Below are 14,341 nucleotides of genomic sequence, written 5' to 3'. Positions count from 1 at the left end.
TGTAGAAGTACAGTATTGTGATCCCAATGATTGCTCACACGATTGTGCGGTTGCGCCGGGGTGGTGTAACACACATATTACACCTTATTTGTAAAATTGAACTAAATTAGCTTCTGAATTTTATCAGCAAAATGAAGGGGACATTTTCTCTATTATGAGTTAAATGTTCCTTTTTTAATTTTTTGAGTTTAGGTAATAATTCGGTAAGAATTAGGGTTTATGATTAAATAAAATAAGGAGAGGTGAGAATATGGAATTGGTAAAAACATCAAATTTAAAAAAGTATTATCGCACCGGAGAGATTTGCGTAAAGGCATTGGATCAGGTCAATCTTTCTGTTGAAGAAGGCGAGTTTATTGCTGTTGTTGGACCGTCAGGCTGTGGCAAGACAACATTATTAAATATGCTGGGCGGATTGGATAATCCGACAGAGGGAACGGTTCTGATACATGGAAAAGACATAACAAAAATGAAATCGGAAGAACTGACGGTGTATCGAAGAAAACATATCGGATTTGTATTTCAAAATTATAACCTACTGCAAACACTGAATGTAAAAAGCAATATACTGTTACCCCTTTATTTGGGAAACAGTAAAATTGATGAAGCATATTTTGAAGAGATTGTAGAAATCCTGGGTATTAAAAATAAGTTGAAAAATTTACCGAACACCTTATCAGGCGGACAGCAGCAGAGAGTTGCCATTGCCAGGGCAATGATTACGAAACCGGATATTGTCTTAGCCGACGAGCCGACAGGAAACCTGGATAGTGAGTCAAGCGAAGAGGTCCTTAGACTACTTAGGGAGTCAGGGGAACGTTACAATCAGACGATTATCATGATTACCCATAGTAGAGAAATTGCAGAAACGGCATCAAGGATTATAAGAATGAGAGATGGTAAAATCGTATGAGTAATGAAAAGAAAATAATCAAAGAAATGGTACAGGGTAATCTGAAGGTGAATAGAAAGAGAAATCTTCTTCTTGTATTGGCAATTACTTTAACTACCATTTTATTTACATCAGTATTGGAAATTGGATTTGGCGGTATGCAATCCATTCAGGAAACACAGTTAAGACTTTCGGGATTGAAAGCAGATGCAGAACTTCGATACTTGAATAAAGAACAGTTTCAGGAAGTTCAAAATTCGGAGTTGTTTGAAAGCGTGGGAGGAAGGATTCCGATTGCATTTCTGGAAGGAGAAACAAAGCGACCTATTGAAATAGACTATCTGGATAAAGGTGGTATGGAAGCTTATTATCTTTCTTTGAAAGAGGGGAAGATGCCAGAAGATGAGAAAGAAGTGCTTTTATCAGAGCAAGCATTGGAAGAATTGGGAATAAAAAAGGAAGTAGGAAGTCTTGTTCCGATGTCTTTTACATTAAGAGGTCAAGCATATAGCTTTGATATGCGATTGGCAGGTTGGTATACGGGAAATCCTAAGGCTGATTTTTTAATTGTATCAGAAACATTTTTAAAACATAATCCTGAAGTGACAAAGAATACTTATGATGATGATAAAGAAGTGTCCGGAACATATTATGCAAGTGTTTGCATGAAGAACACAAAAAATATCGAGCAGAACCTTAAAGAATATGTGAAAAGCCTTGGGGGTCAAACTGAGGATTCTAATGGAAGAGAATATATTCACATAGCAGTGAATTATGTATTATATTCAGAAGATGGAAATACGGGATTGATTCTTTCGATATTCTTTTTTGCAGCTTTATTTATTCTATGTGGATACCTATTGATTTATAATATTTTTGATATAGGTGTTATGCAGGATATTCAGCAATTTGGAATAATGAAAACAATTGGAATGACAGGTAAACAAATCAAAAGATTAATGCGAAGACAGATGCTTTTCTTATCTCTTATCGGTATTCCAATTGGCTTGCTTCTGGGATATGGGCTAGGTGTTCTTTTGCTACCAGTCATTCTGAAAAACTGGGAATATAGTGAGGAAGAACTTACCATTGTGCAATCAGCGCATCCAGCTATTTTTGCTTTAACAATTATTTTTGTATTAATTACAGTATTCTTAAGCATGAGAAGACCTTCTCAAAAAGCGGCTAAGTATTCTGCAATTGAAACAGCAAAATATACAGAGATAAAGAAAAAAACTGCTGAAAAAGATATTCGTTCTATTAGAAACATAGCAAAGAGTAATTTGCAAAGGAATAGGAAAAGAACGACTTTAGTGTTTACTTCACTTATATTAAGTGTTATCTTTGTTAACTCTTTATGGATTATCTCGAATAGTTTTGATGAAGAAAAATATATTAATGCACAAATGCGGAGGGACTATTTGATTGCATCTACAGACACTTTAAATCCGAGTGTTGGATATGTTAGATCTTCGGCAGCATTGAACGAGGATGTCATGGAACAAGTAGAGAAAAATTCTATAGTACGAAATGGTACTAGATTATATAAAAATACAGTAGATAATTCTGACATAAGTTTCGAATGGGGCAATGAAGGAATTGAAATAAAAGAATATATGCCCAATGTAGAAGTTGATGGAGTAATTACAAATGAAGCAATAACAAATTATGGACAGGTAACATTATCAAAGGATGAAAAAGCATTATGTAATGTGTGTGGTATTTCTGAGAATTTTGTTGATAAAATGGAAATTTTAGATGGGGAAAGCAATATTGCCACCATTAAAGAAAAGCTAAAATGCGGGAACTATATTTTGGCTGCTGTTTCTAAAAATACAAAGGGTGGTTATAGTAGTCAGGCCTTAGAGAATTTACCAGATATTGGTGAAATAGTAACGATTTATAAGAATGGAAAACCACTGAAAAAAGCAGAAGTGCTATCACAAATTTTGGTAGTGGATTCAGAACAGATATCAGGAGGTAGTTTAACTGGTGATGATACTATTTTAGGACCTTGGTTTTATTTAGGAGAAGATTTATTTAAAGAATTGTATGGAGAAGGCAATTTAGTGAATTATTCTTTTGACGCAGATGAGAAAGATGCGCCTGCTGTACGGAGAATGTTGAATCAGATTTCACAAGAATTTTCTGATGTTGGATTTGAAACTACAGAGCAAAGGCACTCCGAAATCGAAAATTATAAAGCACTGGTCAGAATACTGTGCGTGTTAATCGGAGGAATTTTAGGTGTGATTGGAATTGTAAATCTTGTGAATATTATTTTTACAAATCTAATTGTGCGAAATCGAGAATTAGCAACATTTAGAAGTATAGGTGCAACAAAGAAACAGTTGCGTGAACTGATTATAAGGGAGAGTATAGGATATGTTTTCTATGCTGCAGTTGGCGGCTTTATACTTGCAACGCTTATTGATATTACTGCAATTAAAGCGATATGTTCTTCTATTTGGCTTTTTACTTTCCAATTTACATTACTTCCGGCAGCCATTGTCATAGTGCTATATTTCATAATAGCTGTTATTGCTTCTGAGGCAGGGATTTATTTTTGGGAAAAGGGAAGTATTACAGAGCGCCTCAGAAATCTGTAGATAAGATGATTTACAGCATAAAAGTGCTGATAAACCAAAATATAAGTGAAAGGAGGCGGATAATATGTTAGAACTTGAAAAGAGAATGCAGGAAGAGCCTTTTGATGTAGAGGTTCAGTATTGTGATCCAGATGATTGTGCTCATGATTGTTTAACAGCACCTGGACATTGTAACACACATTTTACTTCAATGTTATAAGGAGGAACGTAACCATGAAAGAATTAGAAAAGAAAATTCAGGAATTAGGATTCGACGTAGAAACCCAGTATTGCGATCCGAGTGATTGCTATCATGACTGCTACGGTGAAGGCGTTAACAATTGTGATGCACATTTTACAGAAATTTGGTAAGACTGGAGGAACACTATATGGAAAAAATGGAGAAAAAAATCCAGGAAGTTGCATTTGATGTCGAAGTTCAGTATTGTGATCCAAGTGATTGTTATCACGATTGCAAACATGAAGGTGTCAATAACTGTGATGCCGATATGACAACAATCTGGTAAAAATTGACAAATTACAGAAAGTGGTTCTTGTTTTTAATGCAAGAACCATTTTTTAATTTTAGAATTAGATTTATTTTATGCCTGTAATAATTCAGTAAGGATTGTAGATTATATTAAAATAAAACATGAGGTGAGAAACATGGAATTGGTAAAAACATCAAATTTAAAAAAGTATTATCGTACTGGAGAGATTTGTGTAAAGGCATTGGATCAGATTAATCTTTCAGTTGAAGAAGGTGAGTTTATAGCTGTTGTTGGACCGTCAGGATGCGGTAAGACAACATTATTAAATATGCTGGGCGGATTGGATAATCCGACAGAGGGAACGGTTCTGATACATGGAAAAGACATAACAAAAATGAAATCGGAAGAACTGACGGTGTATCGAAGAAAACATATCGGATTTGTATTTCAAAATTATAACCTACTGCAAACACTGAATGTAAAAAGCAATATACTGTTACCCCTTTATTTGGGAAACAGTAAAATTGATGAAGCATATTTTGAAGAGATTGTAGAAATCCTGGGTATTAAAAATAAGTTGAAAAATTTACCGAACACCTTATCAGGCGGACAGCAGCAGAGAGTTGCCATTGCCAGGGCAATGATTACGAAACCGGATATTGTCTTAGCCGACGAGCCGACAGGAAACCTGGATAGTGAGTCAAGCGAAGAGGTCCTTAGACTACTTAGGGAGTCAGGGGAACGTTACAATCAGACGATTATCATGATTACCCATAGTAGAGAAATTGCAGAAACGGCATCAAGGATTATAAGAATGAGAGATGGTAAAATCGTATGAGTAATGAAAAGAAAATAATCAAAGAAATGGTACAGGGTAATCTGAAGGTGAATAGAAAGAGAAATCTTCTTCTTGTATTGGCAATTACTTTAACTACCATTTTATTTACATCAGTATTGGAAATTGGATTTGGCGGTATGCAATCCATTCAGGAAACGCAGTTAAAATTATCTGGAATGAAAGCAGATGCAGAACTTCGATTTTTGGACAAAGAGCAATTTCAGAAAGTCCAAAATTCAGATTTATTTGAAAGTGTGGGAGGTAGGATTCCGATTGCATTTCTGGAAGGAGAAACAAAGCGACCTGTTGAAATAGACTATTTAGATCAAGGTGGTATGGAAGCATATTATTTGTCACTGGAAGAAGGGAAGATGCCGGAAGATGAAAAAGAAGTGCTTTTATCAGAGCAAGCATTAGAAGATTTGGGGATAAAAAAAGAAGTAGGAAGTCATGTTCCGGTATCCTTTACACTGAGAAATCAGGAATATAACTTTGATATGCGATTATCAGGTTGGTATACAGGCAATCCTAAATTGAATTTTTTGGTTGTATCAGAAACATTTTTAGAACACAATCCTGAAGTGTTAGAGAATACATACGATATTGATAAAGAGATTTTAGGAACCTATTTTGCAAGTGTTTGCATGAAGAACACAAAGAATATTGAGCAAAATCTTAAAGAATATGCAGAAAGTATCGGAGCACAAACAGAAAATGTCAATGAAAAAGAATATATTAAAGTATCTGTTAATCCTATGCTATATACAGAGGAAGAAAATATAGGAATAATACTTTCCATAGTCTTTTTCGGAGCACTATTTATTTTGTGTGGATACCTATTGATCTATAATATTTTTGATATAGGTGTTATGCAGGATATTCAAGAATTTGGAATAATGAAAACGATTGGAATGACCGGTAAACAGATTAAAAGATTAATGCGAAGACAGATGTTTCTTTTATCTCTTATTGGTATTCCGATTGGATTATTGGTCGGATACGGGTTAGGGGCGCTTTTGTTGCCAGTTATTTTGAAAAATTGGGAATACAGTGAGGAAGAACTTACTATTGTACAGTCGGTACACCCGGCTATCTTTATTTTAACAATTCTCTTTGTGTTGCTTACAGTATTTTTGAGCATGAGAAGACCTTCTAAAAAAGCTGCTAAGTATTCTGCGATTGAGACAGCAAAATATACAGAGATAAAGAAAAAAACTGCAGAGAAGGATATTCGCTCTATTAGAAATATAGCAAGGAGCAATCTGCAGAGAAATAGAAAGAGAACCGTTTTAGTATTTACCTCTCTTATTTTAAGCATTATATTTATTAATTCTTTGTGGACTGTTTCAAATAGTTTTGATGAGAAAAAATATGTTAATGCACAAATGCGAAGTGATTATTTAGTTGCATCAACAGACACTTTAAATCCTAGTATCGGTTATGTGAAACCTTCAGCAGTGTTAAATGAAAAAGCTGTTCAAGAGCTCGAAAAGAATGCCATGATTGAAAATGGAACAAAGTTATATAAAAATAAAATAGATGATTCTGTATATAATTTTGATATAAGTTATGATTGGGGGGTAAAAGTAATAGATGTCAAAATACCTAGTATAGAAATTGATGGAGTAATTACTAATAGTGCAACAACCAATTATGGATCATTGACATTAGGTAAGGATAAGAGACCGGTATGTAATGTATGTGGAATTTCAGAAAACTTTTTGAAGAAAATGGAAGTCTTGGAAGGAGAAAAGAATATTGATGAGATTAAAGAAAAACTAAAAAGTGGAGATTATATTTTGGCGGGTATTCCTGCAAATGATAATGGTAAGCCGAGTATGAGTGATATTGAAATATCACCTAAAGTCGGTGATGTTGTGACCATTTATAGGGATGGAAAACCAATAAAAGAAGTAGAAGTATTATCTCAAATTTTGGTGATAGATTCAGAACAAATATCAGGCGGAAGTTCTACAGGAGGAGGAACCATTTTGGGCCCCTGGCTTTACTTAGGAGAAGATTTATTTAAAGAATTGTATGGAGAAGATAATTTAGTAAATTACTCTTTTGATGCAGACGAGAAAGATGCTCCTGCTGTGAATAGAATGTTACAGGAACTATCAAAAGAATTTTCTGATGTGGGATTTGAAACTACAGAGCAAAGGCGTGCAGAAATCGAAAACTATAAAATGCTAGTTAGAATTTTATGTGTGCTAATTGGAGGAATTTTAGGTGTAATTGGAATTGTAAATCTTGTGAATATTATTTTTACGAACTTAATTGTGCGAAACCGAGAATTGGCGATATTTAGAAGCATAGGTGCAACCAAGAAACAATTACGTGAGCTGATTATAAGAGAAAGCGTAGGATATATTTTTTATGCGGCAATTGGTGGATTTATACTTGCAACACTTATTGATATTACTGCAATTAAAGCGATATGTTCTTCTAATTGGTTTTCAACTTTTCGGCTTACATTATTTCCGGCAACTATCGTTATTGCGTTGTATTTAATAATATCTATCATAACTTCTGAGGTAGGAATTTATTTCTGGGAAAGAGAAAGCATTACAGAACGCCTCAGAAACCTGTAGGTAAGATGATTTACAGCCACAAAAGTGCTGATAAACCTGAATACAAATGAAAGGAGGTGTAAGGTATGGCAGAACTTCAAAAAAAAATGCAGGAAGAATCTTTTGATGTAGAGGTTCAGTATTGTAATCCGGACAGATGTGAATACGATTGTTTAACGGCGCCGGACTGGTGTAACACACATATAACTTCGTTATGGTAGAAGGAGGACACTTTTATGGAAAATTTAGAAATCAGAATTCAAAAAACTACATTTGATGTAGAAACACAGTACTGTGATCCAAGTGATTGCTATCATGATTGTACTCACGAAGGAGTAAATAATTGTGATGCACATTTTACAGAAATTTGGTAAGACTGGAGGAACACTATATGGAAAAAATGGAGAAAAGAATCCAGGAAACTACGTTTGACGTAGAAGTCCAGTATTGTGATCCAGATGACTGTTATCATGACTGTAAGCTGAGTGTTCCCAACTATTGTAATGAGGTGGTAACATTATACTGGTAGAAATATCAGAAAACTTAACGTTTGTCCCTGTGGGTTTTCCTGCAGGGACACTTTTGCATTCACACATATTTTTTTAGTGTAATAATTTGGTAAGATTTTGTAAGTATACTAATTCCATAAGAAAGGGGGAAACCGTATGAATATTACATTCTGGGTAACCGAAAGATGCAATTTAGCTTGTAAATACTGCTATGTACATAAGCAGCCTAAAACAATGACATTGGAAACCGCAGAACAGACAATCAAATATTTTACTAATAAATTTGATGAAACTGTTGCAGCAGGAAAACGGATTAATGTGGCTTTACATGGTGGTGAGCCATTACTGAATTTTGATGTTATTCGGTATATTGTAGAAACCTTAAAAGAGCGATATGATGGTCATATCATTTTTACAATGACAACAAATGGAACAGTGTTTGAAAAGGATATTTACGATTTTATAAAGGGTAAGGTACAGATTTCTGTAAGCATTGATGGAAATAGGAAAACAAATGATACAAACCGTATTTATCCAAATGGCGAGTCTTCCTTTGATAAAGTAGTGGAAACCTTAAAGTTTTTAAAAGAGCAAGGTGAATACATTCGGGTCAGAATGACTGTCAATAAGGAAACCCTTCCAGTTATGGCTGAAAATTATATTTATCTGGATCAGATGGATATGGGAGTAGTAACTTTTGCATTAGATGCCGGGGCTGCATGGAACCAGCAAGATATGCAGATATATTATGAAAACTACGAAAAAATCATGGAATACATGATAGAAAAAGATAAAAAAGCAGCGCAGTATTTATTATTCAATATTAAAGAGGCAACTTTCAGAAGACGTACTGGCTGTGACGGTGGAACAAATACATTCCATATATCTGCGGATGGTGGAATTTACCCATGTGCATTAGCTGCTGATAAGGTGGATTATTGGCTGGGAGATGTTTGGAAAGGATTACAGCCGGAAAAACTGGAGGCTCTCCATAAGATTAACGAAATTCCGGTGACAGGGTGCGGAGATTGTACATTTAAACAGAATTGCTCCAGCCAGGTATGTAAACTGATTAATAAAGCATATACCGGAGATTACTACACCGTTTCTGCTTTCCAGTGCAATGAAAGAGATATTGTTTATCGAATTTATAAAAAGTACAAATATATATTGGAGGGATTCCATGTATAGTCCCAAAGTGGCAGTTGTAGACTCCGGTGTAGATACACAAAATCAGGAAATCATGGAGCATGTAATTCAGGGATTCTCTTTTCAAAAGAGTGCAGAAGAAAATGGAATTGTTGAAGAGGAAAATTTTGATGATGTTTTTGGTCATGGAACCAACTGTATCGATTGTATCTTACAATTTGCAGAGCAGGCGCAATTTTATCCTATAAAAATTGTAAATGAATTAGGAAAAACGACCAGTTCTTTACTGCTTGCCGCATTAAAAAAGTGCAGGGAACTACAGGTGGATCTCATCTGTTTGAGCCTTTCCGTAACACAAATTCTTGATCCTGCTATGGAAAAGGAATTGAGGGACATTTGTAATGACTTGGAAAAACAGGGAAAGATTATCTGTGCTTCGGAATGTAATAATGCAAAGGATACCATACCGGCAATTTATAAAAGTGTGATTGGTGTGGGGGAATTATTACCAGATGCAAAGAAAAAAGTTCTTGTAGACAGGGCGGCAAGCGTTCAGGTTCTGGCGGATATTTCACCGATATTTGTTGCAGGAAAATCTGGACGATATAATTTTTTTAAGGGAACCTCAAAGGGAAATGCTTATGTGGCAGGTATTCTGGCCAGAGCTATGCAGACAGCACCGAGTATAAAAAGCATACAGGAAGCATTAAACATACTGGAAAAGACAGAGGATCCTTTAGAAAAAATTGATTTAGAGTGCGTAGGCAAGCTCCAGACTGATGAAGTGGGACAGATGATTTTGGAAAAGGTACACAGGAGATTGTTTGAATTTGGCTGCACATCTTCCCTTGACGAAATCAGCAGGTATCCATTTCTTTCCCAAATTACAGGCGTGAATTTCTTTAATTTTTATGATTTTATCAGCGGGATATATGGGGAATTAAAAATTACAAAATTGGATTATCATACCATAAAAGTAGGTGATGTTTGTATCCTGTATAATCTGGTTGAACATTTGAGAAGGAATGTGTGTTATGAAGAAAAAGAATGTTGTTTTGGAGCAGATACGAAAGTATAAATGGGGTTATCTGTTTGGAATTATATTGGTAGCTATGGACGCTATAGTGACCTATATTTATCCCCAGTTAATTACCAATATTCTGGATAAGGCAGTTCCGGCAAAAGATCCAGGGGCAGTGATCTCCAATGTTGCATATATGGCTATATGCCAGCTTGTATCTATTACAGTAGCATTGGCATTGAGTTATCTGTTTTGCAAAATGTCAAATGGCTTTATTGTTAAAATCAAGTTATTGTTGATACAAGCAATGTTTCAGGTTGATGGAAAGGAAATAGAGAAGAAATCAAATCTGTTTATGACCAGCATGAATGCAGACGTTAATAATATAGAAATGTTATCTTCCCGTATGCTTTCCGATCTGCTGATACAAATTGTGACTGTGATTATTACAGCGGTAATCCTGATACAGATCAATCCGGTTATATTTTGGTTTATGCTTTTAATTTATCCGATTCTTATTGCTATCCAGATTTTCTTTAACAAAAAAATCATGGGGCAGTCCAGAAAAGTAATGGGAAAAATGGACATTGGGAATGGTTTGATTAAGGAGTTTGTAAGTAACCTTTACGAGTATCTGGCTTTAAATGGAAGAAATTACTATATAGATAAATTTTGCAGGAATGAAACTTCTTTGCGAAATGAAATTTTAAGGCAAAATATGTTAATGGCCTATAACCGTTCGGTACCGCAACTTATTAGTACCGCTACATTTTTGATTGTACTGGCAATCAGTGGTGTTATGGTGATTAACGGACAGGTACAGTTTGGAGAGCTGACAGTGATTATTATGTACACACAAAGAATGTTTAATCCGCTTTCTTCAATTATGCTTGTAATTGGACAGTTCCAAAAGGCGAAAGTATCAATGGACAGAATCAATGAGATTGTAGGGTGAAGCAAATGGATATATCAAAAATTGAAATAAAAGATGTGAATTTCAGTTATAAAGATGTAAAAGTATATAGAAAAAATTTGAATATGTGTCTTGAGAAAGGTTCTATTTATCTGATTAAAGGAAAAAATGGTTCAGGAAAAAGTACACTGGCCGGTATCCTGTTAAAAATATGGAACGATTTTTCAGGAACCATATTATTAGATGGGAAAAGTATTACTAATTTTTCCAGGGAAACACTTACAGAAACGATAGGAATTTGTTTTCAGAAGCCGCCGATTTTTCGTGACACCATAAGAAATAACATTGCTCTAAACGATCCTATTCCAGTAGAAAAGTATATTTCCTTATTATCATTTTATAAAGATTTAGAAGAAATGGGGCGTACATTAGAGTCGGAACTTATTGATACTGGAAGTGTTTCAGGTGGGCAGGCGCAGAAAATAGGTATTATCCGGACAGTATGTAGGGAACGTTCTGTATATATTTTTGACGAACCTACATCAAACCTGGATAGTGTTTCTAAAAAAGAATTTTATGATATGATAGAACACTTGAAACAGAACAGTATTATTATTTTATTTTCGCATGAAGCGGATGCAGAAAAAAATGCAGACTTTATTATTGAGTTGTAAAGGAGGGAACCCGATATGTATATGAGAAGTCCAAATGCAAAAGTTTTAGTACGTGAAGAAAGAGTTATTTTATGTAACACCAGAAACGGAGGCTTTGTAAAAACCTCAGAGGTTTATTTTCAGTATCTTGAAAAATATCTGGAAGAGAACAATGGGGAGTTTACCATTGAGGAAGAAGATACTGTGGTAAAGAAAAATGCCTATAAGTTATTTCAGGAACTGTGCCGGATTCATTTTTATATTTCGGAAGAACAGATGAAAAATGAGATAACCTATCCGTATCAGATCGTATATCTTTCTTTGACCAATAGGTGTAATCTAAGATGTAAACATTGTGTGGCGTCTGCTTGTATAGAAGAAGTAGACCACATGAATACGAAAGACTGGAAAAAGGTAATTGATCAGGTGGTGGTTTTAAATCCAGAACAGATTAACCTGACCGGTGGGGAACCGTTAATCCGTCCTGATTTCTGTGAGATACTGGAATATTTAAGGGCAAATTATAAAGGTGCAATTACCTTGTCTACAAATGCGTTGCTGCTGAATGAACGGCTTATGGAAATCATTAAAAAGAATGTTGATGGTGTTTCCGTCAGCCTTGATGGTTTTGATTCCTATAGCTGCACAAAAGTGCGAGGAGAAGGGATTTATGACCGGGTGATTGCCGGGATCAAAAAATTAAAAGAAGCTGGAATGGAAAAAGTATCTGTTTCCATGTTGGAAACAAAATACACTTATGGACATGATCAGGACTTTTATAAATTATGTGAAGAGTTAGATGTAAAACCATTGATCCGAAGATTTGCTCCTTCAGGAAGAGGAGAAGAGAACCAAAGAGAATTGCTTCCACCAATGGAGTACATAGAGAAATTGGAAAAACAGCATTTAAGATGTGCATTATGTCAGCCGGGTAAAAAGGAATTAAATATCAGTGAAAACGGAGATGTATATCCTTGTGCTCCACTTAGCAATTTGAAAAATCTTTTTATGGGAAATCTGCTGGAAACACCAATTACAGAAATTATTGAGGACCCGGCATGGAAAGAGGAATTGGAAAAGTTAAGACCTTGGAGAATGGAAAAATGTAAGGACTGTGATGTGAACCTGTTTTGCCATTCTTGCATCAATTTTACTCTGGGAATGCAGAGTGATGAGGAAATATTCCAGAAGTTTTGTGAAAAACAAAAAGGACATTTAGAAAAATTATTATGGGGGAATTAGTTATGAAGAATAGAAAAAGACTTTTAAAAACAGTAGGGTTATTAACAGCAGCTACAGTGATGACCGTATCTTTCAATGCAGAAAGTGTTCTTGCTTACTCAACAGGGGAAGAGGCCGCTATCGCAGTTTCAGAGGAAGATCCATACGAAAATGTTACGAAAATCAATTTGAAGGATATGTTTAACCAGAGCCAGGAGGATTACTACGTTTATTTTTACATGGTTCAGTGTCCGTTTTGCAATCAGGTAAAAGATAAAATGCTGAATTTTGCGGCAGAAAATGATAATGTATATTTTGTAGATTATGCTTTAAGAGAAAACCGCCCTTTACAGAAATATAACTGGGCGGCAACGCGATCCAAATATAACAAAAAGATAGGATATGTGGACAGTGATGGAAACAAGGTATTTTTACCAGGCGAATCGGAAGAAAAATATCAAAATATGAAGAATGATTACGGAAAACGTATGCGCTTCAATTTTGTAACCATTACTCCAGAGGATATTCCAGCATTCCCTGGTTCACAGGTAGGGGATATCTATACGGATATTCAGACACCAGAAATTGATTATGCTTCTATTACAAAATATGAAGATATGTTAATTGCAGGAGTTCCGGCTTTATATCGAATTACAAATGGAAAAATTACAGAATTTTATTTTGACTCTGTAGAAATAGAGGAGTTTTTCAATAGCATGGGAAGGTGAAATTATGGATATAAAGGAAATCTTAAACCCTATATGGTTGTGGATTTATAGAAGCTAAAAGAATTGCGGGATGGAGGAATCGACAGTATGGCCATACTTGAAACAGCGGACTTGAAAAAGTATTACGGTTCAGGTGAAAATATCACGAAAGCATTGGACGGTATTTCATTGAAAATAGAGGAAGGTGAATTTGTTGCTATTGTAGGCGTTTCTGGAAGTGGAAAATCCACGTTACTAAATATGATTGGGGGATTGGATATCCCCACTTCCGGAAATGTCTTAGTAAAGGGAAAAAACATAGGGCAGCTAAACGAAGAAGAATTAACAATTTTTCGTAGAAGGAATATTGGATTTGTTTTTCAGAATTACAATTTAATTCCCATATTAAATGTCTATGAAAATATTGTTTTTCCAGTAGAGCTGGATGGGAATGAAGTGGAGCAGGATTTCCTGGATAAGATTATCACGATTTTAGGAATTGATAAAAAACTGGAAAATTTACCAAGCGATTTATCGGGAGGACAGCAGCAGAGAGTTGCGATTGCCAGAGCTTTGATTACGAAGCCTGCTATCGTCTTGGCCGATGAACCGACAGGAAATCTTGATACGCAGTCAAGCCTTGAAGTGATGGGATTGTTAAAGCAAACCAGTAAGCGGTTCTGTCAAACTATTGTTATGATTACCCATAATATGAATTTAGCACAAATGGCAGATAGGATTATCAGAATTCAAGATGGAAAGATTATGGATATATAATAACAGGAG

17 protein-coding genes are annotated in these 14,341 nt (G+C 35.2%); all 17 read left to right on the top strand.

The window, feature by feature from the left end; all coding sequences use genetic code 11:
• Positions 1–250: 250 nt before the first annotated feature.
• The 17 genes from NQ489_RS08610 (at position 251) to NQ489_RS08530 (ending at position 14,332) form a co-directional block, all read left to right on the top strand.
• Positions 251–913 carry an ABC transporter ATP-binding protein gene (locus tag NQ489_RS08610; RefSeq protein WP_021653102.1) on the top strand — a complete coding sequence of 221 codons (663 nt, stop codon included), beginning with the start codon at positions 251–253 and terminating at the stop codon, positions 911–913.
• Positions 910–3,501, top strand: a complete 2,592-nt coding sequence (locus tag NQ489_RS08605) for an ABC transporter permease (RefSeq protein ID WP_227945616.1) — start codon at positions 910–912, stop codon at positions 3,499–3,501. The genes NQ489_RS08610 and NQ489_RS08605 overlap by 4 nt, the downstream gene beginning before the upstream one ends.
• 64 nt (positions 3,502–3,565) lie before the next feature.
• Entirely contained in the window at positions 3,566–3,700 is a 135-nt protein-coding gene (locus NQ489_RS08600) for a hypothetical protein (protein ID WP_256280328.1), read from the top strand.
• 14 nt (positions 3,701–3,714) lie between these two features.
• Positions 3,715–3,852 (top strand): hypothetical protein, encoded by a 138-nt coding sequence (locus NQ489_RS08595; RefSeq protein WP_155512147.1) that lies wholly within the window; start codon positions 3,715–3,717, stop codon positions 3,850–3,852.
• A gap of 17 nt (positions 3,853–3,869) precedes the next feature.
• Positions 3,870–4,007 (top strand): hypothetical protein, encoded by a 138-nt coding sequence (locus NQ489_RS08590; RefSeq protein ID WP_021650724.1) that lies wholly within the window; start codon positions 3,870–3,872, stop codon positions 4,005–4,007.
• A gap of 139 nt (positions 4,008–4,146) precedes the next feature.
• Positions 4,147–4,809: an ABC transporter ATP-binding protein gene (locus NQ489_RS08585; RefSeq protein ID WP_021650725.1), complete on the top strand. Its 663-nt coding sequence runs from the start codon at positions 4,147–4,149 to the stop codon at positions 4,807–4,809.
• Complete coding sequence (locus NQ489_RS08580) at positions 4,806–7,403, top strand: ABC transporter permease (protein ID WP_227945615.1); 2,598 nt, start codon at positions 4,806–4,808, stop codon at positions 7,401–7,403. Before NQ489_RS08585 ends, NQ489_RS08580 begins: the two co-directional genes overlap by 4 nt.
• A gap of 65 nt (positions 7,404–7,468) precedes the next feature.
• The gene (locus NQ489_RS08575; RefSeq protein ID WP_021653104.1) at positions 7,469–7,603 is read left to right on the top strand and encodes a hypothetical protein; all 135 of its coding nucleotides are present in this window, start codon (positions 7,469–7,471) and stop codon (positions 7,601–7,603) included.
• A 15-nt stretch (positions 7,604–7,618) separates the two neighbouring features.
• Positions 7,619–7,756: a hypothetical protein gene (locus NQ489_RS08570; protein WP_156906945.1), complete on the top strand. Its 138-nt coding sequence runs from the start codon at positions 7,619–7,621 to the stop codon at positions 7,754–7,756.
• Positions 7,757–7,773: 17 nt separating this feature from the next.
• On the top strand, positions 7,774–7,911 hold the full coding sequence (locus NQ489_RS08565) for a hypothetical protein (protein WP_021653105.1): 138 nt from the start codon (positions 7,774–7,776) through the stop codon (positions 7,909–7,911).
• 136 nt (positions 7,912–8,047) lie between these two features.
• A complete protein-coding gene (locus NQ489_RS08560) occupies positions 8,048–9,082 on the top strand; it encodes a radical SAM protein (protein WP_044962494.1) in 1,035 nt (344 codons plus the stop codon).
• A gap of 52 nt (positions 9,083–9,134) precedes the next feature.
• On the top strand, positions 9,135–10,118 hold the full coding sequence (locus NQ489_RS08555; protein WP_242827009.1) for a S8 family serine peptidase: 984 nt from the start codon (positions 9,135–9,137) through the stop codon (positions 10,116–10,118).
• A complete protein-coding gene (locus NQ489_RS08550; RefSeq protein WP_021653108.1) occupies positions 10,075–11,016 on the top strand; it encodes an ABC transporter transmembrane domain-containing protein in 942 nt (313 codons plus the stop codon). Before NQ489_RS08555 ends, NQ489_RS08550 begins: the two co-directional genes overlap by 44 nt.
• 5 nt (positions 11,017–11,021) lie before the next feature.
• Positions 11,022–11,648, top strand: coding sequence for an ABC transporter ATP-binding protein (locus NQ489_RS08545; protein ID WP_044962500.1), 627 nt, complete (start codon positions 11,022–11,024; stop codon positions 11,646–11,648).
• 15 nt (positions 11,649–11,663) lie between these two features.
• Complete coding sequence (locus NQ489_RS08540; protein ID WP_021653110.1) at positions 11,664–12,869, top strand: radical SAM/SPASM domain-containing protein; 1,206 nt, start codon at positions 11,664–11,666, stop codon at positions 12,867–12,869.
• A gap of 2 nt (positions 12,870–12,871) precedes the next feature.
• Complete coding sequence (locus NQ489_RS08535) at positions 12,872–13,576, top strand: hypothetical protein (RefSeq protein ID WP_044962495.1); 705 nt, start codon at positions 12,872–12,874, stop codon at positions 13,574–13,576.
• Between the two features lie 87 nt (positions 13,577–13,663).
• The gene (locus NQ489_RS08530) at positions 13,664–14,332 is read left to right on the top strand and encodes an ABC transporter ATP-binding protein (protein WP_021653112.1); all 669 of its coding nucleotides are present in this window, start codon (positions 13,664–13,666) and stop codon (positions 14,330–14,332) included.
• The last annotated feature ends 9 nt before the right edge of the window (positions 14,333–14,341 follow it).

The organism is Blautia sp. KLE_1732_HM_1032, from assembly GCF_025147905.1.
Taxonomy (GTDB): Bacteria; Bacillota; Clostridia; order Lachnospirales; family Lachnospiraceae; genus Blautia_A; species Blautia_A fusiformis.
This window is presented reverse-complemented; position numbering and strand designations above follow the sequence as displayed.

What these genes read in the sequence shown, in the direction of transcription:
- NQ489_RS08560 (WP_044962494.1), top strand. Translation starts at nt 8,048, where the DNA reads ATGAATATTACATTCTGGGTAACCGAAAGATGCAATTTAGCTTGTAAA.
- NQ489_RS08610 (WP_021653102.1), top strand. Translation starts at nt 251, where the DNA reads ATGGAATTGGTAAAAACATCAAATTTAAAAAAGTATTATCGCACCGGA.
- NQ489_RS08565 (WP_021653105.1), top strand. Translation starts at nt 7,774, where the DNA reads ATGGAAAAAATGGAGAAAAGAATCCAGGAAACTACGTTTGACGTAGAA.
- NQ489_RS08605 (WP_227945616.1), top strand. Translation starts at nt 910, where the DNA reads ATGAGTAATGAAAAGAAAATAATCAAAGAAATGGTACAGGGTAATCTG.
- NQ489_RS08550 (WP_021653108.1), top strand. Translation starts at nt 10,075, where the DNA reads ATGAAGAAAAAGAATGTTGTTTTGGAGCAGATACGAAAGTATAAATGG.
- NQ489_RS08585 (WP_021650725.1), top strand. Translation starts at nt 4,147, where the DNA reads ATGGAATTGGTAAAAACATCAAATTTAAAAAAGTATTATCGTACTGGA.
- NQ489_RS08540 (WP_021653110.1), top strand. Translation starts at nt 11,664, where the DNA reads ATGTATATGAGAAGTCCAAATGCAAAAGTTTTAGTACGTGAAGAAAGA.
- NQ489_RS08600 (WP_256280328.1), top strand. Translation starts at nt 3,566, where the DNA reads ATGTTAGAACTTGAAAAGAGAATGCAGGAAGAGCCTTTTGATGTAGAG.
- NQ489_RS08555 (WP_242827009.1), top strand. Translation starts at nt 9,135, where the DNA reads ATGGAGCATGTAATTCAGGGATTCTCTTTTCAAAAGAGTGCAGAAGAA.
- NQ489_RS08530 (WP_021653112.1), top strand. Translation starts at nt 13,664, where the DNA reads ATGGCCATACTTGAAACAGCGGACTTGAAAAAGTATTACGGTTCAGGT.
- NQ489_RS08595 (WP_155512147.1), top strand. Translation starts at nt 3,715, where the DNA reads ATGAAAGAATTAGAAAAGAAAATTCAGGAATTAGGATTCGACGTAGAA.
- NQ489_RS08580 (WP_227945615.1), top strand. Translation starts at nt 4,806, where the DNA reads ATGAGTAATGAAAAGAAAATAATCAAAGAAATGGTACAGGGTAATCTG.
- NQ489_RS08575 (WP_021653104.1), top strand. Translation starts at nt 7,469, where the DNA reads ATGGCAGAACTTCAAAAAAAAATGCAGGAAGAATCTTTTGATGTAGAG.
- NQ489_RS08535 (WP_044962495.1), top strand. Translation starts at nt 12,872, where the DNA reads ATGAAGAATAGAAAAAGACTTTTAAAAACAGTAGGGTTATTAACAGCA.
- NQ489_RS08590 (WP_021650724.1), top strand. Translation starts at nt 3,870, where the DNA reads ATGGAAAAAATGGAGAAAAAAATCCAGGAAGTTGCATTTGATGTCGAA.
- NQ489_RS08570 (WP_156906945.1), top strand. Translation starts at nt 7,619, where the DNA reads ATGGAAAATTTAGAAATCAGAATTCAAAAAACTACATTTGATGTAGAA.
- NQ489_RS08545 (WP_044962500.1), top strand. Translation starts at nt 11,022, where the DNA reads ATGGATATATCAAAAATTGAAATAAAAGATGTGAATTTCAGTTATAAA.